At 71.8% G+C, this 24,717-nt stretch carries 21 protein-coding genes; 6 read left to right on the top strand and 15 right to left on the bottom strand.

Annotation, left to right across the window (positions count from 1 at the left end):
• Positions 1-28 precede the first annotated feature (28 nt).
• Positions 29-1,468, top strand: a complete 1,440-nt coding sequence (locus IE244_RS34405) for a purine-cytosine permease family protein (RefSeq protein ID WP_191877502.1) — start codon at positions 29-31, stop codon at positions 1,466-1,468.
• On the opposite strand, the gene IE244_RS34400 is transcribed toward IE244_RS34405, so the two are convergent.
• Positions 1,465-2,697 carry an MFS transporter gene (locus IE244_RS34400; protein WP_191877501.1) on the bottom strand — a complete coding sequence of 411 codons (1,233 nt, stop codon included), beginning with the start codon at positions 2,695-2,697 and terminating at the stop codon, positions 1,465-1,467. The two genes, IE244_RS34405 and IE244_RS34400, sit on opposite strands and share 4 nt — an antisense overlap.
• 414 nt (positions 2,698-3,111) lie before the next feature.
• Between IE244_RS34400 and IE244_RS34395 the strand changes: the two genes are divergently transcribed.
• Positions 3,112-3,951: a helix-turn-helix transcriptional regulator gene (locus IE244_RS34395; RefSeq protein ID WP_229854567.1), complete on the top strand. Its 840-nt coding sequence runs from the start codon at positions 3,112-3,114 to the stop codon at positions 3,949-3,951.
• 79 nt (positions 3,952-4,030) lie between these two features.
• On the opposite strand, the gene IE244_RS34390 is transcribed toward IE244_RS34395, so the two are convergent.
• Positions 4,031-5,140: a 3-dehydroquinate synthase II family protein gene (locus IE244_RS34390; protein WP_191877500.1), complete on the bottom strand. Its 1,110-nt coding sequence runs from the start codon at positions 5,138-5,140 to the stop codon at positions 4,031-4,033.
• A gap of 22 nt (positions 5,141-5,162) precedes the next feature.
• Positions 5,163-6,017 (bottom strand): 2-amino-3,7-dideoxy-D-threo-hept-6-ulosonate synthase, encoded by an 855-nt coding sequence (locus tag IE244_RS34385; protein WP_191877499.1) that lies wholly within the window; start codon positions 6,015-6,017, stop codon positions 5,163-5,165.
• A gap of 298 nt (positions 6,018-6,315) precedes the next feature.
• Between IE244_RS34385 and IE244_RS34380 the strand changes: the two genes are divergently transcribed.
• Positions 6,316-7,335: a Rieske 2Fe-2S domain-containing protein gene (locus tag IE244_RS34380; RefSeq protein WP_191877498.1), complete on the top strand. Its 1,020-nt coding sequence runs from the start codon at positions 6,316-6,318 to the stop codon at positions 7,333-7,335.
• 49 nt (positions 7,336-7,384) lie between these two features.
• Entirely contained in the window at positions 7,385-8,338 is a 954-nt protein-coding gene (locus IE244_RS34375; protein ID WP_191877497.1) for a PDR/VanB family oxidoreductase, read from the top strand.
• A gap of 49 nt (positions 8,339-8,387) precedes the next feature.
• Here the strand turns inward: IE244_RS34375 and IE244_RS34370 are convergent, their stop codons facing one another.
• The 5 genes from IE244_RS34370 to IE244_RS34350 form a co-directional block, all read right to left on the bottom strand.
• The gene (locus IE244_RS34370; RefSeq protein WP_191877496.1) at positions 8,388-8,702 is read right to left on the bottom strand and encodes a putative quinol monooxygenase; all 315 of its coding nucleotides are present in this window, start codon (positions 8,700-8,702) and stop codon (positions 8,388-8,390) included.
• 62 nt (positions 8,703-8,764) lie between these two features.
• A complete protein-coding gene (locus IE244_RS34365) occupies positions 8,765-9,655 on the bottom strand; it encodes a GNAT family N-acetyltransferase (RefSeq protein ID WP_191877495.1) in 891 nt (296 codons plus the stop codon).
• A 117-nt stretch (positions 9,656-9,772) separates the two neighbouring features.
• Positions 9,773-10,714, bottom strand: a complete 942-nt coding sequence (locus IE244_RS34360; RefSeq protein ID WP_191877494.1) for a DMT family transporter — start codon at positions 10,712-10,714, stop codon at positions 9,773-9,775.
• Positions 10,715-10,791: 77 nt separating this feature from the next.
• Positions 10,792-11,886: an alpha-hydroxy acid oxidase gene (locus tag IE244_RS34355; protein WP_229854565.1), complete on the bottom strand. Its 1,095-nt coding sequence runs from the start codon at positions 11,884-11,886 to the stop codon at positions 10,792-10,794.
• Positions 11,887-11,903: 17 nt separating this feature from the next.
• Complete coding sequence (locus IE244_RS34350) at positions 11,904-12,863, bottom strand: TauD/TfdA family dioxygenase (protein ID WP_191877493.1); 960 nt, start codon at positions 12,861-12,863, stop codon at positions 11,904-11,906.
• Between the two features lie 349 nt (positions 12,864-13,212).
• Here IE244_RS34350 and IE244_RS34345 point away from each other — a divergent pair, with 349 nt between their 5' ends.
• Both IE244_RS34345 and IE244_RS34340 read left to right on the top strand, forming a co-directional pair.
• Positions 13,213-14,499 carry an aspartate aminotransferase family protein gene (locus IE244_RS34345; RefSeq protein WP_191877492.1) on the top strand — a complete coding sequence of 429 codons (1,287 nt, stop codon included), beginning with the start codon at positions 13,213-13,215 and terminating at the stop codon, positions 14,497-14,499.
• Positions 14,496-15,833: a KamA family radical SAM protein gene (locus IE244_RS34340; RefSeq protein WP_191877491.1), complete on the top strand. Its 1,338-nt coding sequence runs from the start codon at positions 14,496-14,498 to the stop codon at positions 15,831-15,833. The genes IE244_RS34345 and IE244_RS34340 overlap by 4 nt, the downstream gene beginning before the upstream one ends.
• A 70-nt stretch (positions 15,834-15,903) precedes the next feature.
• On the opposite strand, the gene IE244_RS34335 is transcribed toward IE244_RS34340, so the two are convergent.
• The 7 genes from IE244_RS34335 to IE244_RS34305 all read right to left on the bottom strand — a co-directional run bounded on the left by IE244_RS34335 (position 15,904) and on the right by IE244_RS34305 (position 24,717).
• Complete coding sequence (locus IE244_RS34335; protein ID WP_191877490.1) at positions 15,904-17,157, bottom strand: MFS transporter; 1,254 nt, start codon at positions 17,155-17,157, stop codon at positions 15,904-15,906.
• Positions 17,154-18,350, bottom strand: coding sequence for a peptidogalycan biosysnthesis protein (locus IE244_RS34330; protein WP_191877489.1), 1,197 nt, complete (start codon positions 18,348-18,350; stop codon positions 17,154-17,156). The genes IE244_RS34335 and IE244_RS34330 overlap by 4 nt, the downstream gene beginning before the upstream one ends.
• Positions 18,351-18,367: 17 nt before the next feature.
• The gene (locus IE244_RS34325) at positions 18,368-19,369 is read right to left on the bottom strand and encodes an aspartyl/asparaginyl beta-hydroxylase domain-containing protein (RefSeq protein ID WP_191877488.1); all 1,002 of its coding nucleotides are present in this window, start codon (positions 19,367-19,369) and stop codon (positions 18,368-18,370) included.
• A gap of 234 nt (positions 19,370-19,603) precedes the next feature.
• Positions 19,604-20,557 (bottom strand): MBL fold metallo-hydrolase, encoded by a 954-nt coding sequence (locus tag IE244_RS34320; RefSeq protein WP_191877487.1) that lies wholly within the window; start codon positions 20,555-20,557, stop codon positions 19,604-19,606.
• Positions 20,558-20,912: 355 nt separating this feature from the next.
• Complete coding sequence (locus IE244_RS34315) at positions 20,913-22,226, bottom strand: aspartate kinase (RefSeq protein ID WP_191877486.1); 1,314 nt, start codon at positions 22,224-22,226, stop codon at positions 20,913-20,915.
• A gap of 14 nt (positions 22,227-22,240) precedes the next feature.
• A complete protein-coding gene (locus IE244_RS34310) occupies positions 22,241-23,467 on the bottom strand; it encodes an MFS transporter (RefSeq protein ID WP_191877485.1) in 1,227 nt (408 codons plus the stop codon).
• Positions 23,464-24,717 (bottom strand): ATP-grasp domain-containing protein, encoded by a 1,254-nt coding sequence (locus IE244_RS34305; protein WP_191877484.1) that lies wholly within the window; start codon positions 24,715-24,717, stop codon positions 23,464-23,466. The genes IE244_RS34310 and IE244_RS34305 overlap by 4 nt, the downstream gene beginning before the upstream one ends.

Here is a 24,717-nt window from a genome sequence, read left to right as displayed (position 1 = left end):
TTCGCCGGATTTCTTCTGTGGAGTTTTCATGCCGAGGGATGAAAAGTTACAGCGGCCGGGTGGGCTCGTTGAGCGGCATTCCATCGATTTCATACCCGAAGGTGAGCGGCATGGCAGGCCGGCCGGCCTGTTCGGTCTGTGGTTCGCCGCCAATCTGCAGATCAGTGCGGTGGTGACGGGGTCGCTTGCCGTGGTGTTCGGGCTCGATGCGCTGTGGTCGCTGGTGGCGCTGCTGGCGGGGAATCTCCTGGGCGGGGCGGTCATGGCGTTGCATGCCGCTCAGGGGCCGCGGCTGGGGCTGCCGCAGATGATCTCCTCCCGGGCCCAGTTCGGGGTGCGGGGGGCGGTGGTGCCGCTGGTCTGCTCGGTGACGATGTTCATCGGGTTCTTCGCCGGCGGCAGTGTCCTGGCGGGGCAGGCGGTGGGTCACCTCGCGCACACCGGCGAGACGGCCGGCATCGTGGTCTTCGCTGCGGCCAGCGCGGTGACGGCGGCGGTCGGCTACCGGCTGATCCACCGTGTCGCCCAGGCCGCGGCGGTGGTCGGCGCCGTCGCCTTCCTCTACCTGGGCGTGCGGATGGCCGATGCGGCGCCGCTGGGGCGGATCCTGGCGGCGCATCACTTCTCGGCGCCGCTGTTCTTGCTGGCGATGTCGCTTTCCGCGTCGTGGCAGCTGGGGTTCGGGCCGTACGTCGCGGACTCCTCCCGCTATCTGCCGCGCACGACCGCGCCGCGCTCGGTGTTCTGGGCGACGCTGGGCGGGAGTGTGCTCGGTGCGCAGTGGTCGATGGGCTTCGGGGCGCTGGCGGCGGCGTGGCAGGGCGGCGGGGAGGGGGACGAGGTGGGGCGCGTCGTCGGTATGTCGGGGTCGGCGGCCGTCACCTTGCTGCTGTACTTCGCGGTCGCCTTCGGGAAGCTGACGGTCAATGTGCTGAACACCTACGGCGGTTTCATGAGTGTGGTCACCGGGGTCGGCGGGTTTCGCCGGATCGGCCCGGTCGGCCCCCGTGCCCGGGCCGTCTGCGTCGGCGCGATCATGCTCGTCGGGACGGCGCTGGCGCTGCTGGGGCGGGGACATTTCCTTGCGTCGTTCTCGACGTTCCTGCTGTTCCTGCTGATCTTCTTCACGCCGTGGAGTGCGATCAACCTGGTCGACTTCTATGTGCTGTCCGGCACGGGGTACGACGTCGAGGCGCTGGCCGACCCCCGCGGCCGTTACGGTGCCTGGAACGTGCGGGCGCTGACGACCTACGGGTTCGGTGTCCTGATCCAGCTGCCGTTCTTGTCCAGCGAGTTGTACACGGGGCCGTTCGTCGCCCGGCTCGGTGGCGCGGACATCTCGTGGATCGTGGGCCTGGTGCTGCCGGCCCTCGTGTACTGGCTTGTGGCACGGCGTGACCAGGGCACCGTCCCCGGGGGAAAGGACGGTGCCCTGGAGTCTTTCGTGCCCGATCCCGTCGAGCTCTAGGAGCCGGCCGGGGTGTACCGGGTGCGCAGCCAGGCGGCGAGGGCGGTCAGGGGGACGGCCGTGGCGGCTGCGAGGACGAACAGCTGCGGGTAGTGGCCGTGCTGGGCGAGCGGGCCGCCGAGGCCGGAGCCGAGGGCGCTGCCGACGAAGAGGGAGGCGACGAACAGGGCGACGGCGGTGCCGCGGGCCGCGGGCACCAGTGTGGTGGCCCAGTTCTGCAGTGAGGAGTGGAAGAAGGACCAGCCGCCGCCCAGCAGGATCGCGGCCGCGCCGATTCCTGCCACGTTCAAGCTGGCGGAGGCGACCAGGAAGCCCGCGGTCATCATCACGCCGCCCGCGGCCAGCAGCTGCCACGCCGGGCGCAGCGCCACCCGCTTGAGGAGCCGGGAGAAGCCGAGGGTGCCCGCGCCGTAGAGAGCGGTCACGCCGCCCGCGCCCAGCGCGCCGATGCCCCGGTTCTCCAGGGCGGGGGCCAGGAAGGTGAAGCAGCCCAGCAGGACCGCGCCTTCGATCAGTCCGAAGCCCATGACCAGCCAGGACCACCGCAGCCGCAGCACGGAGGCGAGTTGTTCGGACGGCCGGCGCAGGGTGGTGGCGGTGCGGGACTCGGACAGGCGGCGCAGGGCGAGGAGGGTGATCACGGCGAGTACGGCGGACAGGGCGAGCATCGCCCGCCAGCTGGAGACCGCGGCCACCGCGCCGGCCACCACGGTGGCGGCCGCGGTGCCGATGGCGAGGGCCACCTGCAGGTCCGACAGGGCCCGCTGGCGCAGGGCCGCGGGGACGGTGTCTCCGACGTAGGTGAGGGAGGCGGGTACGACCGCTCCGAAGAACGCCCCGGTGACGATGCGCAGGATCACCAAGGCGGTCAGGGTCGGGGCTGCTGCGGAGGCCAGTGCGCACACGGCTGCGGCGCCGAGGGTGAAGCGGATGACGCGCATGCGCCCGTAGCGGTCGGACAGCATGCCCCATAACGGCTGGGCGCATCCGTAGGCGAAGAAGTAGCCGCTCGCCACGAGTACGACCTGGCCGAGGCGTACGTGGAAACCGGTGGCGATGGCCATCAGCAGGGGGGTGATGGCGAAGCGGTCGAAGTTGCTGAGGAAGCAGGCCGCAGCGAGAGCCGGTGGCACCCGCGCGGCCGTCTGCGGCTGCGGTGGCGCGCCGGCGGCCGGCACGTCGGCCGGCACGCCGGATCCGGTCGTGGCGGGCTGTACGTCTTGGGACATCGCTGGGCCTTTCTGCGGCGTGCGCTTGAGGGGGCTGACTCAAGGGTCGGGTGTCGGGGGGCCAACAGCCAGGAGACAAAAACTCCCCGCCTTGCGGCAGTTGCGGGAAGCGGTCTTGCGGGGGGGCGGGCCGGCGTCCTGGGACCGTTCGGCTTCGGCCAGGTATCCGCTTTTTTGCGCCACCTGAATTCATTCGCCAAAAGTGCACGCCAAAGCGATGCAAACGTTCGGCAATGAATCATTGTGTTTGCGGGCGGTCTCATCTGTTCAACCGCTCATAAAGAACAGTTGAACAAGCGCGGAACGCTTTCGGTGGCCCTGCCCGCGCATTTCGGAATGATTCTCCTGGCCGGATCGGATTCGGTCCTGCCGGGCGTTCCGGGACGGCCCGCCTTCGGCTGCTAGCCTGGGCCGATGGCAGCCATGACGGGTTTTGCGGACACCGGCCGCCGTACGCTCGGGGCGTTCGTCAGGTCACGGCGCGAGCGTCTGTCGCCCGACGAGGTGGGCATCTGCGACTCCTCACGCCGGCGCACTCCCGGGCTGCGCCGCGAGGAGGTCGCCTCGCTGTCCGGGGTGAGCCTGAGCTGGTACACGTGGCTGGAGCAGGGCCGGGACATCAAGGTCTCCCGTCAGGTCCTCGCCTCGCTCGCGCGGGCGCTGAAGCTGTCCGCACCGGAGATCCGGCACCTGTACCGGCTCAGTGACGAACTGCCCCCGGACATCGGCGAGGTGCGCGGCTGCCCCGGCCGCGACGAGCAGCTCGAAGCCATGCTGCACGCCCTTGAGCCCAACCCGGCGCTGCTGCTGGACCACCACTGGGACGTCGTGGCCTGCAACGCGGCGGAGGCGGCCTTGTTCACGGACTTCGACGCGCTGCCCGTCGAGCGCCGCAACATGCTCTGGGTCATCTTCGGCTGGCCGCCGGCGCGTTCCCTGATGACGGACTGGGAGGCCCAGGCCACGCAGGTGCTCGCCCAGTTCCGGATGCGCGCCGACGAGGAGCCCGCGGACCCCCGCTACCGGGCGGTGGTGGCCGATCTGCTGGCCCACGCACCCGACTTCGCCCGGTTCTGGCAGCGGCACGAGGTCGCCGACTACCGCAGTGTCCACAAGCGCTTCGCGCACCCGAGGGCAGGACGGCTCACCCTGCGCCAGTCGAAGCTGATCGTCGCGGACGACCCCCGCCTCCACCTGCTGGTCCGCCTGCCGGCCGACGAGGCGACGAAGGACGCGCTCGCGCTGCTGCGTTGACGCGGTGGGACGACGGGGAGCGCGCAAGAGCCCCCTCGGACCGGGTGCGGTCGAGGGGGCCCGGGTGCGGGTGCGGGGGTCACTGCTCGTGCAGGAACTCCCGGATCGGGTAGCCGACATGACGCTGGTCGGTGAGCGCGTAGCCGAGGATGACGTCGCCCGGCTTCAGCTCGGTGATGTTGTGGACGCTGCCGCCGGGGCCGAGCACCCGCACATGCCAGTCGTCCTGGGCGATCACGTTCACCTTGGCGCCCGAGGGCGACTCGGCCTCGATCAGCAGCATCGGGCGGCTCTCCATCTTGATGCGGCCGACCACGACACGCCTGGTGCGGCCGTCGGTGTCCACGGCCAGCAGCTCGGAACCGGAGCGCAGTTCGGCGAGGTAGCGCGTGCGGTTGGCCGGGGTGAGGCTGTAGGAGTGCAGCGCGGCCGCGTTCACCCGGAACGGGCGGGTGGGCATGTAGGGCAGGGGGTGCGTCTCGCTGCTCACCAGGATCATGCCCGTGGCGTGCGAGCCGACCAGGATGCCCTCGTTCTGCCTGAAGTGGGAGCAGGTGTCCACGCACACCCGGTCGCCCAGGCCCACATGGGCCAGCCGGGTCACCGTCAGCTCCTCCAGCTGGAGCTGCTCGGTGCTCTCCTGGCAGATGTCGGTGAGCCGGGTCGCCTCGCCCACCGCGGCGGGCTTGAGCAGGACGCCCTCGGGGCCGCGCTCCAGCACGGTGAGGGTGATCTCGGCGTCCTCCAGGTCGGTGACCACCGTGATCAGGTTGCCCTCGGCCTTGTCGGTGGCGCCGAGCAGGATCTCCAGGGGGATCTTGCTGGGGTCCTGCTGGAACTCCACCACCGTCCAGGCGGCGCCGGAGGCCACCTGGCAGGCCACGTCGAGGGACTCCTCGCCGGTGACGGTGACGAAGACACCCTTTTGCGCGTCGGGCGAGGCGGGCTCGTACTGTCCGGCCAGGGTGTGGTCGACGATCAGCAGGTCGGCGGTCTGCGCCAGCTTCTCGGCGGCGGGCTTCGGGGTGTCGGGGAGGATCAGGCCGACCCTGCGCTTGTTCGGCGGAATCGAGACCAGCAGTTCCGGGTCGTCGGAGACGAAGGCGTCGACGCCGACGTGCACGGCCTCCTCGATCACGGGGGCGGTGATGTCCTTGAGACCACGGACGTCGATCCAGGTGAGCTTCACTGCGAACTCCTCGGCAACTCGGTCAGGTCTGGACTGGCTCGGGAAGGGGCGCGGTGCGCACCTGCGCGGCGGGGGCGTGGGCACGCTCGCCGGTGCGGCCCGCGGCCGGCTGGTGCAGGGCGGCGGCGATCCGGCGCACGGTGGCCGCGACGTCCGGCGAGGCCCACACGTTGCGGCCCATGGCCACACCGAGCGCACCCGAGGCCACGACCTCGCCGACGGTCCGGGTCAGCTGCCGGTCGCCCACCGGGGCACCGCCGGCGGTGATGACGCCGATCGGGCAGCTGCGCACGACCTCGGCCATCGTGACCGGCGAGCCGGTGTAGGGGACCTTCGCGATGTCGGCGCCGATGTCGGCGGCCAGGCTCGCGGCATGCGCCACCAGCGCGGGGTCCCTCGGGTCGCCCACCCGGGGCCCGCGCGGATAGACCATGGCGATCAGCGGCAGGCCCCAGCGGGTGCAGCCGTCGGCGGCCCGGGCCAGGTCGCCCAGCTGCTCGGCCTCGGTGTCGGAGCCCATGTTGATGTGGATGCTGACCGCGTCGGCCCCCCGCTCCAGGGCTTCTTCGACCTCGGCGAGCCGGACCTTGGCGTTGGCGTCGGGGGCGTGCCGGGTGATGCCGTTGAGGTGGATCACCAGGGCCGTCTCGCGCAGTACGTCGGTCGGCAGGAACCGGATGCGGCCCTTGTGGACCAGCAGGGCGTCGCCGCCGTTGCGGGACACCGCGCGGGCGATGTCGCGAAAGGCCGGCGCGGAGGCGACCGGGCCGTCGGCGACCGAGTGGTCAAGAGGCACCACGAAGGTCCGGCCGGACACCGGATTGATCAGGCGGCTCAGCCGCAGGCTCTTTCCGGAGGAGTGGTGGACCACTTCCATGGGGACTCCTCTCACGCCGGACAGGACCGCGTGGCGCAATTGAGGCCGTCGCGGCGGCAGATGGATGCGAGAACGTCCCGGAACGGTGCGCACGAACGCCTGGTCGACGGGACGTGCCTCAAGGAAGTCGTAATGATTGAGGAAAGTCAAGTTCCCATCAATGGCGTCGAGTTGAGCGTCCGGGAGGCGATTGACACGGTACTTGGCGTCCGTATCGTTGGTCCCTGCCGAATTGCGCTGCACTGGCCGCCCCTCCCCCATTGGCAGCCGTTTGGAAAACGACGTGCAGGAGATCTCGATGAGTGCGTTTGCGCAGAACTATTGGTATGTCGCCGCCTGGAGCAAGGAGGTGGGCCGGACGCTGGTGAGCCGGACGATATGCGGCGAGCCGATCGTGCTCTACCGCAGCCGGGACGGACAGCCCGTGGCCCTGGCGGACCGCTGTGTGCACCGCCGCTACCCGCTGTCGCTGGGCCGGCTGACGGACGACTCCATCGAGTGCGGCTACCACGGCTTCGTCTTCGACTGCTCCGGAACCTGCACCTTCGTGCCGGGCCAGGACCGTGTTCCGCGCACCGCGCGGGTGCCGCGCTACCAGCTGGTGGAGCGGGACAAGTGGATCTGGATCTGGATCGGCGACCAGAGCAAGGCCGATCCCCGCCTGGTGCCCGACGCGCACTGGCTCGACGATCCCGCGTGGGCGTCGGTCGAGGACATGGCGCACTCACCGTTCCGCCACAGCCTGCTGGTGGACAACCTCATGGACCTGTCCCACGAGACCTACCTGCACGCCGGCCTGATCGGCACACCGGAGGTCGCCCGCACCCCGTTCACCACCCACGTCGACGACGAGCGTGACCAGGTCACGTTCTCCCGCCACATGGAGGCCGTGGCGTGCCCGCCCTTCTACGAGAAGACCACCGGGTACACCACACCGATCGACCGCTGGCAGGACGTGTTCTTCCAGCCGCCCGCGTTCTGGGTGAACAACGTGCGGGTCGCGCCGCACGGCACACCGGTCGGCCCCAGGGGGGACGAGGGCGGCGCCCACGTCAAGATCGTGCACGGTCTGACCCCCGAGACCGAGAACAGCACCTGGGACTTCTGGGCGGTGGTCCGCGACTTCGCCCTGGACGACGACTCCGTGAGCCAGGCGCTGCTGACGATGAACAGGGAAGTGGTGCAGCAGGACCTGGACGCCCTGACCGTCCTGGAGCAGGTCGTGGCCGGCGAGCCGGCGGGGACGCAGGAACTGAGCGTCGCGATCGACGCGGGCGGCCTGGCGGCACGCGAGATGATCCGCAGGATCAGCCGGTAGCCGGCCGGCGGACGGCCGGCGGGGAGCCCCGAAGGGGTGGGTGGAGGACATGGCCGACGACACGTTCGAGGTTAGGGTCGGCGAACGCGGCGAACTCGCCGCGGGCGTGGTGGGGCTGGAGCTCGTGGCCGCCGACGGCGGCGCACTGCCCGCGGCGCCGGCGGGAGCCCATATCGATCTGGTGCTGCCCTCCGGGCTCGTGCGCCAGTACTCCCTGTGTGCCCGGGAGGACCGGCCCGGCACCTGGCGCATCGCCGTGCTGCGCGAGGCCGGCGGGCGCGGCGGGTCGGCGGAGCTGCACGACGAGGTGGTCGAGGGGACGCGGCTGCGGGCCGCCGGCCCGCGCAACCGCTTCCCCCTGCTGCCCGCGGACGACCTGCTGTTCATCGCGGGCGGCATCGGCATCACCCCGCTGCTGCCCATGCTCGCGCAGGCCGAGCGCGACAAGAGCCGCTGGCGGCTGGCCTACGGCGGCCGGACCCGGGCGTCCATGGCGTTCCTGCCCGAACTGGCGGCCTACGGCGAGCGTGTCACGGTCCATCCGCAGGACGAGTGCGGACCGCTCGACATCGACGCGCTGCTGTCCCCGGCGCCTGCGGGTGCGCGCGTGTACTGCTGCGGCCCCGAGCCGCTGCTCGCCGCCGTACGGGAACGCTGTGCGGCCCTGCCCCGGCTGACGCTGCACACCGAGCGGTTCGCCGCCGCGGCGCCCGCCGCCGCGCCCGCGGGGGCCGACGCGGGCTTCGAGGCCGTCCTCAAGCGCAGCGGCACGTCGGTGCTGGTCCCTGCCGGGACCTCGGTGCTCAGGGCGGTCCGGGAGGCGGGGGTGGCCGTGCTGGCCTCGTGTGAGGAGGGCACCTGCGGTACCTGTGAGACCACCGTGCTGGAGGGCGCTGTGGAACACCGCGACAGCCTGCTGACCGAGCAGGAGCGGGCGGCCGGTGACCTGATGCTCATCTGCGTCTCCCGCTCCCGCGGACCCCGCCTGGTGCTGGACCTGTGACGGGGTGTGCGGGGGTCTTCGGGAGGGGCGGCGGCCGGGCGGGGCCGGCTCAGGTGGTGGGCAGCAGGCCCTTGTCCGGGTCACCGGTGGGCACCGGCTCCAGTACCGCGACATCCGTCGGGCCGGCCAGCTCGCCCGCGATCTCCCCGCCCAGGGCGGCCAGCGCCGCTCCGGCCGAGTGGGCGTCGAGGGCGGCCTGGTCGGCCCAGTTCTCCACGACGGTGACACGGTCCTCGCCGGCGTGGACGGCGTAGAGCAGGCAGCCGGGCTCGGCGTGCACGGCGGGAGCGTGCCGACGGAACGCCGCGAGCACTTCGTCCCGGCGGCCGGGCTTGGTCCGCAGGGTGGCGACGACGATGGGCACGAAGACTCCTCGGGTTCCTGCCTGTCCGCGTCACGGACATGATCGAGTCGGTCAGCACCACCCTATGCCAGGCACGCGCCGGGACCGGTCTGTGGTGCGGCGTGGGAGAAGTCGTACACGGTCCATGCGGCGACCGGGACGTATCCGATGCGCTGGTAGAGGGCGTTGCTGGTGGGGTTGGCCGGGTCGGCGAAGAGCACGACGTCCTTCGCGCCGGCGGCCAGCGCGGCCCGGCTCACCTCCGCGGTCACGGCGCCTGCGTAGCCGCGGCCCCGCAGGTGGGCGGGGGTGTAGACGGGGTCCACCCGGACCATGCCGGCGATCATCGACGTGGCGGCGGCCATGGAGACGGGGGTGCCCTGCGGTGTCTGCCAGAAGGTGAAGTGGCGGTCGGCGAAGCGCGAGCCGGCCCAGGAGGCGGCGTCGACGGCGGGGACTTCTCCCACGGTGTCGACGAACTCGCCGCACCAGCGTACGAGTTGGTCGTGGTCCTGTGGGCCGGCGGTGCGGGCGCGGCCCTGGGGGGCCGGTTCGGGTGGGGTGAGCGTGTCGAGCCGGTAGAGACGGATCCGTGTGCCGGGTGTGGGCGTTGCGCCTGTGTGCCGCTGCCAGGCGTCGGCGAAGGCGGTGGCGGTGTCGTGGTCCGCGCTGACGCCGCGAACGCGGTGGCCGAGGTGGGCCAGGCGGGTGGCGAGTGTGTCGGCCTGCTCGCGGGTGAGGGGGGTCGGGCTCAGGGGGCCGGTGGGGGTGCGCTGGTAGAAGGTGGCGTGGACTTCGCCTGCGTGCTCCAGGCGGCCGAACAGGGGGGTTTCGGCGGCCGGTGGGTTCGTTCGCAGTTTCTCGGTCACCGTGAGCGGCATGGTGTGCAGGGCGGGGCGCGAGCGCAGGAAGGTGCCGGCTCGGGCGAGGAAGTCGTCGACGTCTTGTGTGAGGTGCCAGTCGTGCGGGCGCATGTCTCATGATGGCTGGTGTGCGCGTGGTGTGGGGGGACTTGGCCGTGGATCGGCGGGGGGTGTGGCTGGTGCGGCGTCTGCCGGCCCGGTGGGGCGGGGCCGGGTCTTGGGGGCGGGTCAGCGGGGCGGGCGGCGGCGGATGGTGGCGAGTTGGGCGAGCACGATGCCCAGGAGCATCAGCAAGGATCCGATCAGCTGTGCCGGTGTCAGGACCTCGCCGAGGACGAGGTAGGCGAGGACGGCTCCGGCCACCACTTCGAGGGTGAGCATCAGGCTGGCCGAGGTCGGCGGCAGGCGGCGCTGTGCGGCGACGGCGAGCGCCAGTCCTGCGGCCATGCCGATCGCGCCCACCCAGATCACCAGCACCCACAGGGGCACGGACCAGCCGTTGAGGGGGGAGGTGCGGTCAAGGGCGTCGAAGGGGAAGGGGTCGAAGAGTCCGACGAGTGTGAGGGTCGCGGCGCCCACGGTGGTGCCCCATGCCGACATCACCAGCGGTTCGTATCTGCGCAGGCCTCGTTCGGCGAGCAGGAAGCGGCCGGCCAGGGTCAGTGCGGCGAGCAGCGCCAGCGCCAGGCCGAGGCGGTCGGGGCCGCCGCCGGAGAAGACCTTCCCGGTCAGCGCCAGGCCGCCGAGGGTGAGCGCGATGCCCGCCCAGACGAGGCCGGAGAGCTGTTTGCGCTGGACGAGCCGTACCCAGAGGGCGACCAGCACCGGGGAGAGGTACTCCACCAGCAGGGCGATGCCCACCGGGAGCCGGGTCACGGCCATGGTGAAGGCGACCTGGTTCAGGGCGAGGCTGACCGTGCCGTACAGCAGGACCAGCCACCAGTCGCGCGGGTGGATGCGCAGGCGTTTGCGGTGCACCGCGGCGGCGAGGAGCATCAGCAGCGCGGCGCCCACGACCGCCCGGGCCTGGATGATGTTGACTGCCGACAGACCGGCCGCGCCCAGGGCCTTGAGCGCCGGTGCCGCGCCGCCCATCGCGACGGCGGCCGCGACCGCCAGGGCGAGCCCGGGGAGGGTTTGGCCCTCTTCGGGCTCGCCGCGGGTGCCCACGGGCGAGGGGGGTGTACCGGTGTGTGTCTTCGAAGCCGTCACCGCGCTGTTGCTTCCTCGGGTCTTCGTGGGCCGGGTCAGCCGGCGGCCACGGGCGCCAGGCGGCGCGCTGCGGTCACGAACGTCTCGTCCAGCTGGTCCACCGTGGTGATGCCCAGCTGCAGCAGGGCGTCGCTGAACTCGGCGTGCAGGATGTCCAGTACGCGTTCCACCCCGTGCCGGCCGCCGAGTCCGAGGCCCCAGAGGTAGGGTCTGCCGATGCACACGGCCCGTGCGCCGAGCGCGATCGCCTTGGCGAGGTCGGTCCCGGAGCGGACTCCGCCGTCCAGGAGCACCGGGTGATCTTCCGGTACCGATTCGACGACCGCGCGCAGGGCGAACAGGGCGGGTACGACGCCGTCCAGCTGGCGGCCGCCGTGGTTGGAGACGATGGTCGCGTCCGTGCCCAGTTCGAGGCAGCGCTTGGCGTCATGGGGGCGCAGCACGCCCTTGACCAGCAGGGGCAGGCGGGTGCGGCCGCGGATCCACTCCAGGTCGGCGAAGGTGAGGGGGAGCTTGTCGTGCCGTCCGCCGGCCGGTGGGGCGCCCTGCAGGATGCCCAGGGTGCGCAGGGTGCCGTAGTCGACCGTCTCGGGCAGCCGGTACCCGGCCCGGCGGGTGGTCAGCCGGCGCGCTGCGAACGACGCGTCGACGGTGACGACGATCGCCGAGGCCCCGCAGGTCTCGGCGTACTCCAAGGTGGCCTCGACGTCTCTGCGGGAGCGGTAGGCGAACAGCTGGAACCAGGTCCGTCCGGGTGCCGCCTGGGTGATCTCGGCGTAGGGGTAGTGCGAGTCGGTGCTGACGAGCGAGAGCAGGCCGTGCCCGGCGGCTGCGCGGGCGGTGGCCAGTTCGGCGTCCGGGTGCACCAGCCGCTGGGGGCTCGTGGGGGCGAGCAGCAGCGGCATGGTGAGGGTGTGGCCCAGCACCGTGACGGAGGTGTCGAGTGCGTCGGGGCCGTCGTGCAGCCCTCGTGGTTGCAGCCACACCTCGTCGAACGCGGCGGTGTTGGCGGCGACCGCGCCGTCCGAGCCGGCCCCGCCCGCCACGTACTGGGCGATGGGCGGGTCGGCCTCGGCCATCCACCGCTGCTCGAAGTCGGCGAGTGAGAGCAGCGAGTCGAGTTCGTTCACCGGTGTCTCCTGCCCCTTCACCAGATGCCGTTGATCGCCGGGATCGGCGGGATGACGCGCGATCCGTCCATCATGTGCAGCACGGAGCGGGGAATGGACTTGATCGCGTAGAAGCGTCGCAGCCACCGGTCGTGTCCGTCGTAGCGGGGGGTGAACGCCGAGCGTCCGTGGGCGGCGACGTGGTTGTCCAGGAGGGCGCAGTCGCCCGGCTGCATGATGACTTCGTGGCAGACCTCCTCCAGTGCCTCGGCCAGCGCGCGCAGGGCGGTGCGGCCCGCTTTGCTCAGGGAGACGGTGTTGTGGGAGTTGAAGCGCATGAACGGCTTGTCGGCGTTGCCGAAGAGGACCGGGTGGGGGCCGGCCGGTGCGGGTTCGACGGTGGTGTCCCTGGTGAAGGAGCCCGGGTAGTTGCTGTAGAACTGGCACTGCCGCAGTGTTTCGAGCGTTTCGGGTTTGAGCAGTTCGACGGCTTCCCGGCAGGAGGAGATGCGGGTGGCGGCGACGCGGTCGTGGTCCTGTCGCAGGCAGATCAGGCCGATGAAGTCGGGGCGCAGCGCGTGGTGGACGTTTTCGATGTGGAAGTCGAACGCGACCGATCCGGAGCCCTCGATGCGTTGTTCCTCGCCGGGCAGGGGCTGCACGTTGTGGACCAGTTCACCGCTTTTCTCGTCGGCGTAGCCGATCATGGTGCCGAGGGTTTCGGCGATGAGCATGCCCAGGCCGGCGGTGCCGTGGTGCGGCAGGGTGGCGGGGTGGCCGCCCTGGTGGGTGGGCGGGAGCTGGCCGATCTCCAGGCCGCGCAGCAGCAGGTAGCCCGTCTTGCCCGAGTCCTCGCCGAAGCGCTGGACGGTGTGGCGGATCCGTGCGGGCAGGGCGTCGGCGCCGGCGGCCTGGGGGCCGTGGTGTACGACGTCTTCGGCCCGGTCCCACAGGACAGTGCGTTCCTGGTCGGTCAGTTCCAATAGCGGCGCAGTCATCGGGTGCCTCGCAATTCCCCTGCGTCGTCGGCAGGTGGTCAACAACGGGTGCTCCTGGTGCCATGCCGCGGGTGGGTGTGAGGCGGCGTGGTGGCCGACCACCAATCGAAAACCGACCGTGTGGTTCTGTCAACTGGCCGCGCTGCACACTTGATCGGCGTACTTCCGGGCGTTCCGGGGGCGTCCCTGACGGAAACGGCCGGTATCCACCCTGGCGCCTCCTCGGCGAACCTCCCCTGACCCAGGATTAAAACCGACTATCCGGTTGTCTTTTGTGATCGGTCTGACTACCGTCAGCTGGCGGCGGAGCGCCACAGGGGTGCGACGACGCGGAGGGGAAGGCCCGGCCATGGCACGCTTATCACCCGTTCTCAAACAGGCGACCCCGGTGACCGTCAGCCGTGCCAGAGGGCTGGAGGTGTTCGGGGAGGACGGACGGCGGTATCTGGACTTCACCGCGGGGATCGGCGTCACCAGCACGGGACACTGCCACCCCGCGGTGGTGAGCGCGATAGCGGAGCAGGCCGGCAAGCTGATCCACGGTCAGTACGTGACCGTGCGGCACCGCCCGCTGCTCGATCTGTGCGAGCGGCTGGGACAGGTGCTTCCGGCCCGCCTGCAGTCCCTGTTCTTCGCCAACTCCGGCAGTGAGGCCATGGAGTCGGCGCTGCGGCTGTGCCGGCAGGCCACGGGGCGTGCGAACGTCATCGTGTTCCACGGCGGTTTTCACGGCCGTACGGTGGGCGCCGCGTCGATGACCACGTCCAGCCCGCGTTTTCGCACCGGATACGCGCCGCTGATGGGCGGGGTGAACATCGCGCCGTTCCCGGCCGCCTACCGGTACGGCTGGAACGAGGAGGAGGCCACCCGCTTCGCGCTGCAGGAGCTCGACTTCCTGCTGGCGACGGTGACGGCCCCCGAGGACACCGCGGCCCTCATCGTGGAGCCGGTGCTGGGCGAGGGCGGGTTCATCCCGGCCAACAGCGCCTTCCTGCAGGGGCTGCGCGAGCGCGCCGACCGCCACGGATTCCTGCTCGTGATGGACGAGGTGCAGACCGGGTTCGGCCGCACCGGACGGTTCTGGGGGCACCAGCACTTCGGTGTCGAGCCCGACATCCTGGTGGCGGCCAAGGGAATGACCAGCGGGCTTCCGCTGTCCGTGATGGCCACCTCGGACAAGCTGATGAGTGCGGCACCCGCGGGCTCCCAGGGCGGGACGTACGGCGGCAACGCGGTGGCGTGCGCGGCGGCGCTGGCCACGCTGGACGTCATCGAGCAAGAAGAGCTGGTGGCGAACGCGGCCCTGAGGGGCCGCGCGCTCGCCGACGGCCTCAGGCGTATCGCAGCCGACCACGACATCACCGGCGATGTGCGCGGGCTCGGCCTCATGCTCGGCTGGGAGCTGTCCACCGCGGACGGGCAGCCGGATCCCGCCGCGGCGCTGCGCGTGCAGCAGGAGGCGATCGGCCAGGGGCTGCTGCTGCAGATCGGCGGGCCGGTGCGCAACGTGCTGCGGCTGCTGCCCGCGCTGACGGTGAACGCCGACCAGGTCGACGAGGCCCTGCGGGCGCTTGGCCGGGCCGTCGCCACAGCCACCCCACTCCCCCACGCGCACCGGGCGAAGGAGCGAGCATGAGCGTGCAGGCCACCACCACGCGAGCGATGAAGATGCGGGCGGTCCCCGGAGCACGGCTGGCCAGGCTGCCGCAGGTGCAGCGGCTGGATGACGCCGTCCGCCGGGACATCGAGATCGTCAGCTCCGTCCTGCCGTTCAAAGTCAACAACTACGTCCTGGAGGAGTTGATCGACTGGGACCGGGCTCCGGACGACCCCCTCTACCGGCTCACCTTCCCCGACCGCGGCATGCTGCCGGAGCCGGTCTACGAGGAGATCGCCGCGCTGGTCGGCAGGGGGGCCGGCCGGGAGGAACTGCGCGGCGCGGTCGACCGGGCACGCCGGCAGCTCAATCCGCATCCCGGGGACCAGCTGCAGGCCAACGTCCCCCAGTCGCAGAGCGGGGCGCTCAACGGCCTGCAGCACAAGTACCGGGAGACCGTGCTGGTCTTCCCCGGACAGGGCCAGACCTGCCACGCCTACTGCGGATACTGCTTCCGCTGGGCCCAGTTCATCGGCGTCGCGGAACTCAAGCAGGCCGTGTCCGGACCGGAACAGGCGCTCGGCTACCTCGCCCAGCACCCGGAGGTCTCGGACGTGCTGTTCACCGGCGGCGACCCGATGATCATGTCCACCGACCGGCTGCGGGCCTACCTCGCGCCGCTGCTGGAGCCCCGCTTCGAGCACATCCGCAACATCCGCTTCGGCACCAAGGCGCTGTCCTACTGGCCCTACCGGTTCACCACCGACGACGACGCCGAAGACCTGCTGCGGCTCATGGAGCAGGCGAGCGCGCGGGGCAGGCACGTCGCCGTGATGGCGCATTTCTCCCACCACCGCGAGCTGGAGACCGACGCCTGCCGGCAGGCCGTCCGGCGCATCCGGGACACCGGTGCGGTCATCCGGGCGCAGGCGCCCCTGGTGCGTCACGTCAACGACGACGCCTCGGTGTGGGCACAGATGTGGCGGACGATGACCGGCCTCGGTGTGGTGCCCTACTACATGTTCGTGGAGCGGGACACCGGGGCCAGCCAGTACTTCGAGCTGCCGCTGCACCGGGCGGTGTCCGTCTACCGCGACGCGATCAGCCAGGTCTCCGGGCTGGAGCGCACCGCACGCGGGCCGGTCATGTCCGCCTCACCGGGCAAGGTGGTCATCGACGGCATCGTCCAGGTCGCCGGCCAGGACGTCTTCTGCTGCCGGTTTTTGCAGGCACGCAACCCCGACTGGGTCGGGCGGCCCTTCTTCGCGAAGTTCGACGAGCACGCGGTGTGGTTCGACGACCTCAAGCCCGCCTTCGACGAGCCGTGGTTCTGGCAGAGCGACGCGCCCGCCGGCGCCGGGGCGCCGCTGTAGGAAGGACACCGAGAAGGTGCAGGACGAAAGGCCCGGGCCGTGCGGCCCGGGCCTTTCGTCCTGCACCTTCTCATTGCGCCGGTACCGGTTCGCTGTGCATGTCGGGGACCGGTGTGCGCCGGACCGTCACCGCGAAGCGCACGAACGCGGCCACCAGCAGGGCCACCGCGATCCACAGTCCGGTGCGCGCGCCGAAGAGCGAACCGAGGCCGCCGCCCAGCAGCGTGCCGGCGCTGAGCGGCCCGTAGGCGACGAGCCGGGTGGTCGCCGCGACCCGGCCGCGCAGCCGGTCGGGGGTCAGGCGCTGGCGGGTGGAGGTGCTGAAGACGTTGTAGACGGTCAGGCCGAAGCCGTACAGCACGAAGGAGGCCGACCAGATCGTCACGGTCAACGGGGTCGGGTCGGCGGCGAGGGGGATCAGCACCGGCGCCAGGGACGCGATCGCCATGCTCGCCACCACCACCCGCCTGAGCCCCCATCTGCGTTCGGCCTGCGCGGCGGCGACCGCGCCGAGCATGGAGCCGATGGCGCCGAGCGTCACCGTCAGGCCGAGCAGCGCGGGCGTGATCCCGACGACGGAGGCCGCGTACACGGTGTAGAGGGTCAGCATGGCCTGTTCGAAGAAGTTGAACAGCGCCGCCTGCCCGATCAGGGTCCGCAGCAGGGGCGCGGACAGCAGGAACCGTGCTCCCGCCGCGATCTCGGCGCTGATCCGCTCACGCGTGGGCGGTGCGAGGACGGGGGGCTCGCGTCTGGTCACGCTGACCAGGATCAGCGCGGCGACCAGGTAGAGCACCGCGCCGGTCAGCACCGCGCCGGAGCCGCCCAGCCAGTTCATCAGCAGGCCGCCGAGACCGGGCGCGGCGACCACGACCAGGGTGAACACCGCTTCCAGCCGGCCGATCGCCGAGACCAGGTCGGACTCCTCGACCAGGCTGGGCAGATACGCCTGCGCGCAGACCTCGGCGATCGCGACCAGCGACCCGAAGGCGAACGCGACCGCGTACAGCACGCCGATACGGAACTGGTCCAGGCCGCTGAGCACCGGTACGACCAGCAGCGCCGCCCCGCCGGCGACGTCGGTGAACAGCAGCGTGGGCCGTCTGGGCCGCCGGTCCAGCCACATCCCGATGAACAGGGTCACCACCAGCACCGGCACGTACTGGGCGGCCGCGACCACGCCCACCTCGAAGGGCGAGGCCGCGAACGAGAGGGTGGCCAGCAGCGGGAAGACCATCGTCATGCTCTTCGAGGCGACGCTGGTCAGCACCTGGCTCACCCAGAAGCGGCCGAAGTCCCGGTTGAGCAGCAGGCGGGAACTCAACAGAACTCCAGCCAGTCGTCCTCGACCACTGCCTTGGCCACCGCCGTGGAGGACTCGGTCAGCTCGCGCAGCTGCGCGGCGTTGTAGGCGCGCGCCGCGTCGTTGCCGGTGCCGTCGCCGAACACGTCGATCATCCACAGGGGGCGGATCTCGGCGCCGCGCATCGCCTTGGTGTCGGTGGAGGCGATCCCGGCGTGCAGCCGGCGCCGGCCGGCGCGCAGCGCGTCGCGGATCGGCTCGTAGTACACGAGGTTGAAGTACTCCGCGACGCCGACGAGCCGGTCGTAGTGGAATCCGGCGCCCTTCAGGTACGTCGCGTCGCCCCAGCGGTAGAACAGCAGGAAGCCGACCGGGCTCTCGCCGTCACGGGCGCACATCAGCACGCGCGCGGCGTCGCCCATCGCCTCGGCCTGGACCCGCAGGGACTCGGCGAGCACCTCCACGTCCGCGGGCTGTCCGTAGCGGGCCTGGGTGCCGCGGGACATCAGGGCCGCCTCTTCGTAGCACTCCGACAGCGGCTTTTCGAGGAAGTGGTAGCCCGCCTCGTCGAAGCGCCGCTGGTCCCGGCGGATCAGTTCACCGCGCCGCTTGGAGGGCAGCGTGCGCATCCAGCCGTTCCAGTCCTCGCCCTCGGTCCGGATCCAGGCGTCGGCGGCGCACAGGACGGGCTCGGCGCGTACCCCGGCCGCGCGCAGTGCCCGTACGTCGGTGCTGTCGAGGAACATGCCGTGGCACGGGATGCTCTGCGGCCGGGCGTCGTCGAACAGCCGCTGCGCGCCGGCCTGTCTGCGCAGTGCGGCGAGTTCGTCCAGCAGGGCTGCGGCCGCTTCGGTCCGGTCGGTGCCCTCGCTGACGAGCAGGTTCGTCTGGTAGCCCCGGTGCGGGCCGACGAGCAGGCCCTGGGGGGCCGCCGGGGGCAGGCCGGCCCGCTCCAGGAGCCGGCTCCACTGGTAGAAGGCGTTGTTCTCCTCCCAGACGGCCGTGACCGGGACCGCCGCCATGCCGCCGTCGGACAGCCGGGTGTGCACGTTCCCGGTGAGCGTGCGCCCGCCGGGATCGTGCACGCAGAAATCCAGCCATCCGCTGGCGGCGTAGAAGTGGTTGCCCGCCAGCCGGTCCCACTCCTCGGTGTCCACTCCCTCGGTCGGGCAGCCGAAGCCCGTCAGGTGCGGCCTGTTCACCGTCACAGCCATCTCGCCCTCCCCCGTCTTCACGCGCTGAGCGCGGTCGCGGGGAGCGTCAGCGTCCGGACCTGCTTGCCGACCCTGGTGCGCAGCACCACCCGTCGCTGCCCGGCCTCGTCGACGACCTGGACGGTGCGTTCGTCGGTCCAGCCCTGGAAGCGGAACTCGTTGTCGCCGGTGTGGACCAGTCCCGCGTAGGGCGCGCCGTCGTAGTGCAGCACCAGGCCGTCGTCCTGGGCCCTGATCTCGGCGCCGACCGTCGGCTGGTCGTTGAGGAACTGCCCGTCCTCCTCCTCCCAGTCGGTGAAGGACTTCGGTACCTCGAAGGCGACCTGGTGCAGCGGGGCCGGCCGCAGGGGCTGCTCCGCGCGGTTGACCATGATCTTGTCGAAGGGCAGTGCGGCGCGGACCTGTGCCGGGAACAGGTCGAACAGCGCCTCGGTCACCTGCACGTCCAGCACGAGGTGCACGCGGTGGGTGCGGCCGCTGTTCTCGATGCGGTGCGTGCGGGCGAAGTTGCCGAACCACAGCGAGCCGGCCTCCCACACGTACGGGGTCTCGCCGAAGAACAGCTTCGCCTCCGGCAGCGTGATCACCGGCACGTGCAGGCGGGCGATGCCCCAGGTGAGCGCGTACTTGTTGTCGAAGTGGTCGGGGCCGTAGGTGTCCGGGCCCAGCGCCATCAGACGTACCGAGCGCAGCGGCGAGGGGATCGCGCGCATCACCGAGTGCAGGTAGGGCGCGTGCTGGACGTGGGCGGTGTCGGCGAACGGGGCCAGGCCGGGGCCGCCGGGGTCGGTGCGCGTCTTGTCGCCGCCGGTGCTGCGCAGCGGCATGATGTGCCAGTCGAGTTCGGTCTCGATCAGGTGGTCATCGGTGACGAAGGTGTTCTGCAGTTTCCAGTCGGCGGCCTGTTCCGTGCGCAGCGACTTGACGTCGCGTACCAGGCAGGCCACGTCGAACTTCGGGGTCAGGCGGACCACATCGGGGATCCCGGCCTGTGCATCCGCAACGGTTTGAGCAGACACGGCTGTTTCCTTCCATCGCTTCCTGCGACTGACAACGCTCGTGAAATAGCTGTTCGAGGCGACCGACCCCACTCCCACATAAAAACCAACCAAGTGGTTTGTGTCAATCGGTTCGACTTGCGGCCGGCCCGGCAACTTGTCCTGCATGTCGGGTCATTGACGGGAACTTCGCAGGCATTTACCCTTTTATTTAAACCGACCATCCGGTTGTGTATGGGGGCGGTGTGGTGATGATCAGCAGGCCAGGCAGGCGGGGAGGACGCCCCCGTTGTGCTCCGCCATCTCCGCGAAGACCGGCGGCAGTTCCAGGGGCCTGCCCAGCGCGCCGCCGTCGAGTTCGGCGTAGGCGCGGTGCAGGTTGCCGACGATGCGCTCGGCGTCGAGCAGATGGCCGAAGTCGCCCGCTCCGGCCTCCCTGGCGGTCTCCATCGGGGTCAGCCCCTGCTGCCAGCCCTCCATCGCGATGATCTGGACCCAGCGCAGATAGGCCTCCGTCTCGTCGAGGACCTCCGGGCCGCAGACGGGACCGCGCCCGCAGACGATCGTGCGGGCGCCGAAGGCCCGCAGGGTCGCCACGGCCCGCAGCGCCCCCTCCACCGACCCCGCCAGGGTGCACGGGGTGGCCCCGGACAGCGCCACGTCCCCGGTGAACAGCACCCCGTCGTCCGGCAGCCACGCGACCACGTCGTTGGTGGTGTGCGCCGGTCCGCAGAAGACGAGTTCGATCCGGCGGTCCCCGCTGTACAGGGTCAGGCGCTCGTCGAAGACGACCGACGGCAGGACCAGACGGATCTCGCCCCACTCCGCGTCGGGCCACAGCTGCGTCAGGGCCAGGCCGCTCTCCGCCATCTCGCTGCGGGCCAGCGAGTGCGCGATGACGGTCGCGCCGGGGAAGAGCGCGTTGCCGAAGGTGTGTCCGCCGTGATGGTGGGTGTTGACGACGGCGCGGACCGGGCCCGCGCGCAGCGCCTCCGCGAACGCGCGCAGGGCCAGCGAGCGCGGTGCGGTGGCCACCGTGTCGATGGCGGTCACCCCCTCGGGCCCCGTGATCAGGCCGGCGTTGTTCAGACACCAGCCGTCGCCGGGCGGCGTGCAGGCGAACACCCCGTCGGCGATCTCGGTCCCGCAGGCCTGCGGCACCGGCGAGTGGCGGCGGTGCCCGGTGCACAGCAGTTCCGGCTTGGTCATGGAGGGCCCCTTTCAGTGACGGGCGGGGAAGCACACTGGAAAGCTGCGGGACGTGTCCGGCGAACCCCTCGGCGGCGCCGTCGCCCCTGTCCCGCCGGCCCGGCGGCCGCCCCTTGCGGGCGGGCCCGCGCCGCGGGCCGCGATCCGGTGCGGCCGGCACCGACGCGCGCGGCGGCTGGATCCCCACGGCGGCAGGCACCGGGCTCCGCGTCGGGGCGGGCCGCGTGGAGCCGGCCGCCGCGGTGCGCGGCAACGCCCCGGCGTGCGGCGGGGTGTCGGGCCGGCGCGCGGACCGGGCCGTCACCGGCGGGCGGCGCCTCAGGGTGGCCGCGTGCCCGCGGCCGCGGACACCGCCTCAGGCGCGCGGGCCGACCGCGACGGTCGCCGGGCGCATCGCCTCCCGCAGGACGGGGCCGGACAGGAACTCCTCGTGCAGGACCGTCACGGCGCGGGCGCAGTCCGCCTCGGCCACCGTCGCGGAGATACGGCTCTGGGAGGTGGCCAGGGACAGCGGGTCGATGCCCCCGGCGAGCAGCGCGTTCAGCATCCGCCCGACGGTGCGCGGGTCGCTCATCAAACCGGCGCCCACGAGCGAGACCTTCGCCACGGCGGCGTCGACGGCGAGGCGGCCGGGCAGGGTGGTGAGCAGGCTCGTCACCGTATCGACGTCCTTGGCCGGGACGGTGAAGTCCCAGCCGTGCCGCCCCGACCTGTCGGTGAACCTGGTCATCACGTCGACCGGCACGGACACGTCGGCCAGCAGGGCGAGGACTTCCGTCCCGCGCAGCGGGGCGTCCGGGCACACGGCGACGATCGTGATCCGGGCGTTGCCCGGCTCGTGGGACACGGCGACCACGCGGTCTTCGGCTTCCAGCATGGCTGTGTCTGCTCCCTCCGGTTCGGAGACCACGACGGTCCCCGGGCGATGGTTGAAGGCGCTGCGTACGTGGATGTCGACGCCCGCGCGGCCGGCCAGTTCCACCGAGCGCGTGTGCAGCACGCGGGCGCCGGCGTAGGCCATCTCCGCCATGACGCTGTTGCGGACGACCGGGAGCAGCCGGGCGCCGGGCACGAGGCGCGGGTCGGCCGAGTAGATCCCGTCGACGTCGGTGTAGATCTCGCAGTCGGCGGCGCCGAGCGCGACGGCCAGGGCGACGGCGGAGGTGTCGGAGCCGCCCCGGCCCAGGGTGGTGACGTCGCCGGCCGCGTTGCGGCCCTGGAAGCCGGCCACGACGGCGACCTCGCCGCGCTCCAGCACCTGGCGGACCCGGGCGGTGTCGATGTCCCTGATGCGCCCGTCGGTGTGCCTGCCGGACACCTCGAAGCCGGCCTGCGCCCCGAGCAGGGAGACGGCGGGCACGCCCGCCTCGTGCAGGGCCATGGCCAGCAGGGCGGCCGAACGTGCTTCTCCGGTGGCCAGCAGCTGGTCGAGTTCCCTGCCCGGCGGTGCGGTGCTCGCGGTGCGGGCCTCGTCGATGAGCCGGTCGGTCATGTCCCCCCGGGCGGAGACGACCACCACGACACCGGCGTGCCGGTGCGCGTCGGCGACGATGCCCGCGATGCGGGCGAGCCGCTCGGGGGTGCTCCCCATCGAGGTCCCGCCGAACTTCAGGACGCGGACCGGCCGTCGCCCGGCGGGGCGCTGGGTGAGGGAGGGTGCGGATGCCACGATGCCCCTTCCTGTCACGTAGTGGTGGTGGCGGTGCGCCGGGCCGCGGGCGCGGCCCCGGCGGTGGCCGCCATGGCGGCGAAGCGGTGGTGGAAGACGGCGGCGAGCACGACGACGGCCGCGGCCGTGCCGGCTCCGGCCAGGAACGGCACGGCGCCGAGCCCGGCGCCGATGAGCCACAGACCCGTCATCACCGCGAGGGATTCGGCCAGGCCCGCGACGAAGGTCAGGGCGCCGACGGCGAGGCTGGTGCGGCCGCCGGCGACGGCCACCGCCAGCGCCTGGTAGACCGGGACGTAGATCATCTCGCCGATGGTGATGGCGATCACGGCCAGGAACATCAGCGCCATGCCGCCCTCGGGGGCCACGAGCAGCGCGGTTCCCGCCCCCAGCGCCAGGTTGGCGGCCACGATGAGGGCCGGCTCCCCGGCGCCGCGCGAGCACCGGGTCACCAGTGACTGCAGCACCACGATGGCGACGGAGGCGAAGGCGAAGAGCACACCCACGCTCTGCGGCCCCAGGCGCGGGCTCGCGTAGGCGGCGAACAGGCCGTAGAACTGCGCGTAGGTGATGGTGGTCAGGAACTTGGCGCCCAGCAGCAGGACCGCGCCGCGCGGCAGGGCCGGGGTGTCCGGCACAGCGGCGGGTGTCTCGGCGGCCGGGCCGGCGGCCGGGGCCAGGCGTGTGGCCAGGACGCCCGCGAGCACGGCGAAGCCGATCGGGGCCAGTGCGTACAGCCGTCCCGTGGCGGCGTAGGCCAGTGAGGACACGAAGGGGGCCAGGCCGCCGGCGGCGTTCAGTGCGACGTTCTCGTAGGAGAAGGCCCGGCGGGCCTCCTGAGGGCCGAACTGGTGGACGATGAGGGTGAGTTGGGCCAGCGTGGCCAGCGAGCCGGCCAGGCCGAAGGCCGCCGAGACCAGCATCCAGCCGATGAGGGAGCGGACGGCGAGCAGCGCCATCGCGCACATCACGGCCGCGGCCAGCCCCATCGCGATCTGCGAACCGATGATGGAGCGGCGCTCCCCGCCCGGCGGCAGCACGCGGACGAACGCCAGCGAGCCGAGCCGGTTGGCCAGCACCGCGGCGCCGGTGACCAGCCCGCAGTCCGCGGTCGAGAACAGCCGCTGGTCCAGCAGCCACACGGTGAAGAACGGGTACAGGACGCCCCAGGTGCTGTAGGTGAGGAAGCGGACGACGTAGATCGTCCAGCCGCCGGGCGGGGCGCCGCGCAGGCCGGTCATGACGGCGCCGCCCAGGCCGGCCGGCGCGGTCCGTCGTCGGTGTGGACCACGACGTTCTCGATCTCCCGGGCCACGTCGCTGGTGAGCCCGGTCAGCATCCCGATCCAGACGGCGTCGCCGGTGCCCACGGGGCCCACGTGGTGGCCGTCCGGGACGACCTGGGTGTGCAGGCAGTTCCCGCCGTCCGGCACGGACACCGAGGTGACGCGCCCGCCTCCTTCGAGGCCGTAGTAGTACGACAGGGTGGACCGGCCGCTGCCCAAGGTGCCGTAGGCGGGTGCCGGGCTGGTCCCGGCGGCCGGCAGGCCCAGGGTCAGCACATGGGCGAGGATCTCGACCGGGTCCAGGCCGTGGGAGAGCGCGAGCTGCTCGACGATGGCGCCGCCGCCGAGGCGTCCGACGTTGGCGTCGATGAGGTACGGCCGTGTGCCGTCGACCAGGAACTCGCAGTGGAAGTAGCCCTGGGACAGGCCGGAGCGCTCGACGAGCGCCGTGACCGCCGCCTTGCACCGGTCCTCGACGCCGCGCGGCAGCCGGCGGTCGGCGGGCAGCAGGTTGCTCACCTCCGTCCAGGCGATGCGCCCGCGCTGGGAGAAGTCGATGAACACGATCCGGCCGTCGCTGACGTAGCCCTCCAGGCTGAACAGCGGTCCGCGGATGTCCGCCTGGACCACCCAGGGCTGGGCCGCGTCCTGTGCCAGGCCGGTGGCGGCCACCGCGTTCCACACGTCCACGGGCCCGGCGCCCTGCGGCAGACGCGTCGCCCCGCGCCCGCCGGCCTGCTCGGCCGGCTTGAGGACGTAGCCGTGGGGCGCCGGGGTCAGGGCGGCCGGGTCGACGGCCAGCCGGGCCGCCTGGGCACCGGTGAAGCGGATGGTCGGCGGGCTGAACTCCGGTATGAGCGCGGCGACTTCGGCCTTGGAGGCCAGGCGCACCGCGACCGGTTCCGGGCCGTGCAGGCCGTAGGTGGCGGCGATCTGCGCAATGAGCGGGAACTTCTCGTCGTACAGGCCGGTGATGGCGAACGCCTCGTCGGTGAGGGACGTGTCGTGGGCCAGCAGGCGCAGGACCGCGGCCCGGTCCTGGATGTCCACCGGGTAGCAGGCGCAGTCGCCAAGGCTCTGTGCGGCCGCTCCGGCGAACGCGTCGGCGTCGGCCAGGAAGACGGGTTCGAATCCCGCCGAACGCAGCGCGGCGGGTACGTACTTGGCGCTTGTCGCGTTGACTCCGAGAATGATGATCTTCTTCAT

This window comes from Streptomyces filipinensis (assembly GCF_014649495.1).
In the GTDB taxonomy this organism is placed as follows: Bacteria; Actinomycetota; Actinomycetes; order Streptomycetales; family Streptomycetaceae; genus Streptomyces; species Streptomyces filipinensis.
Note: the sequence above shows the minus strand (reverse complement) of the source record. Positions and strands in the feature narration are given on the sequence as shown.

What these genes read in the sequence shown, in the direction of transcription:
- IE244_RS34405 (WP_191877502.1), top strand. Translation starts at nt 29, where the DNA reads ATGCCGAGGGATGAAAAGTTACAGCGGCCGGGTGGGCTCGTTGAGCGG.
- IE244_RS34400 (WP_191877501.1), bottom strand. Translation starts at nt 2,697, where the DNA reads ATGTCCCAAGACGTACAGCCCGCCACGACCGGATCCGGCGTGCCGGCC.
- IE244_RS34395 (WP_229854567.1), top strand. Translation starts at nt 3,112, where the DNA reads ATGGCAGCCATGACGGGTTTTGCGGACACCGGCCGCCGTACGCTCGGG.
- IE244_RS34385 (WP_191877499.1), bottom strand. Translation starts at nt 6,017, where the DNA reads ATGGAAGTGGTCCACCACTCCTCCGGAAAGAGCCTGCGGCTGAGCCGC.
- IE244_RS34380 (WP_191877498.1), top strand. Translation starts at nt 6,316, where the DNA reads ATGAGTGCGTTTGCGCAGAACTATTGGTATGTCGCCGCCTGGAGCAAG.
- IE244_RS34375 (WP_191877497.1), top strand. Translation starts at nt 7,385, where the DNA reads ATGGCCGACGACACGTTCGAGGTTAGGGTCGGCGAACGCGGCGAACTC.
- IE244_RS34365 (WP_191877495.1), bottom strand. Translation starts at nt 9,655, where the DNA reads ATGCGCCCGCACGACTGGCACCTCACACAAGACGTCGACGACTTCCTC.
- IE244_RS34350 (WP_191877493.1), bottom strand. Translation starts at nt 12,863, where the DNA reads ATGACTGCGCCGCTATTGGAACTGACCGACCAGGAACGCACTGTCCTG.
- IE244_RS34345 (WP_191877492.1), top strand. Translation starts at nt 13,213, where the DNA reads ATGGCACGCTTATCACCCGTTCTCAAACAGGCGACCCCGGTGACCGTC.
- IE244_RS34340 (WP_191877491.1), top strand. Translation starts at nt 14,496, where the DNA reads ATGAGCGTGCAGGCCACCACCACGCGAGCGATGAAGATGCGGGCGGTC.
- IE244_RS34330 (WP_191877489.1), bottom strand. Translation starts at nt 18,350, where the DNA reads ATGGCTGTGACGGTGAACAGGCCGCACCTGACGGGCTTCGGCTGCCCG.
- IE244_RS34320 (WP_191877487.1), bottom strand. Translation starts at nt 20,557, where the DNA reads ATGACCAAGCCGGAACTGCTGTGCACCGGGCACCGCCGCCACTCGCCG.
- IE244_RS34310 (WP_191877485.1), bottom strand. Translation starts at nt 23,467, where the DNA reads ATGACCGGCCTGCGCGGCGCCCCGCCCGGCGGCTGGACGATCTACGTC.
- IE244_RS34305 (WP_191877484.1), bottom strand. Translation starts at nt 24,717, where the DNA reads ATGAAGAAGATCATCATTCTCGGAGTCAACGCGACAAGCGCCAAGTAC.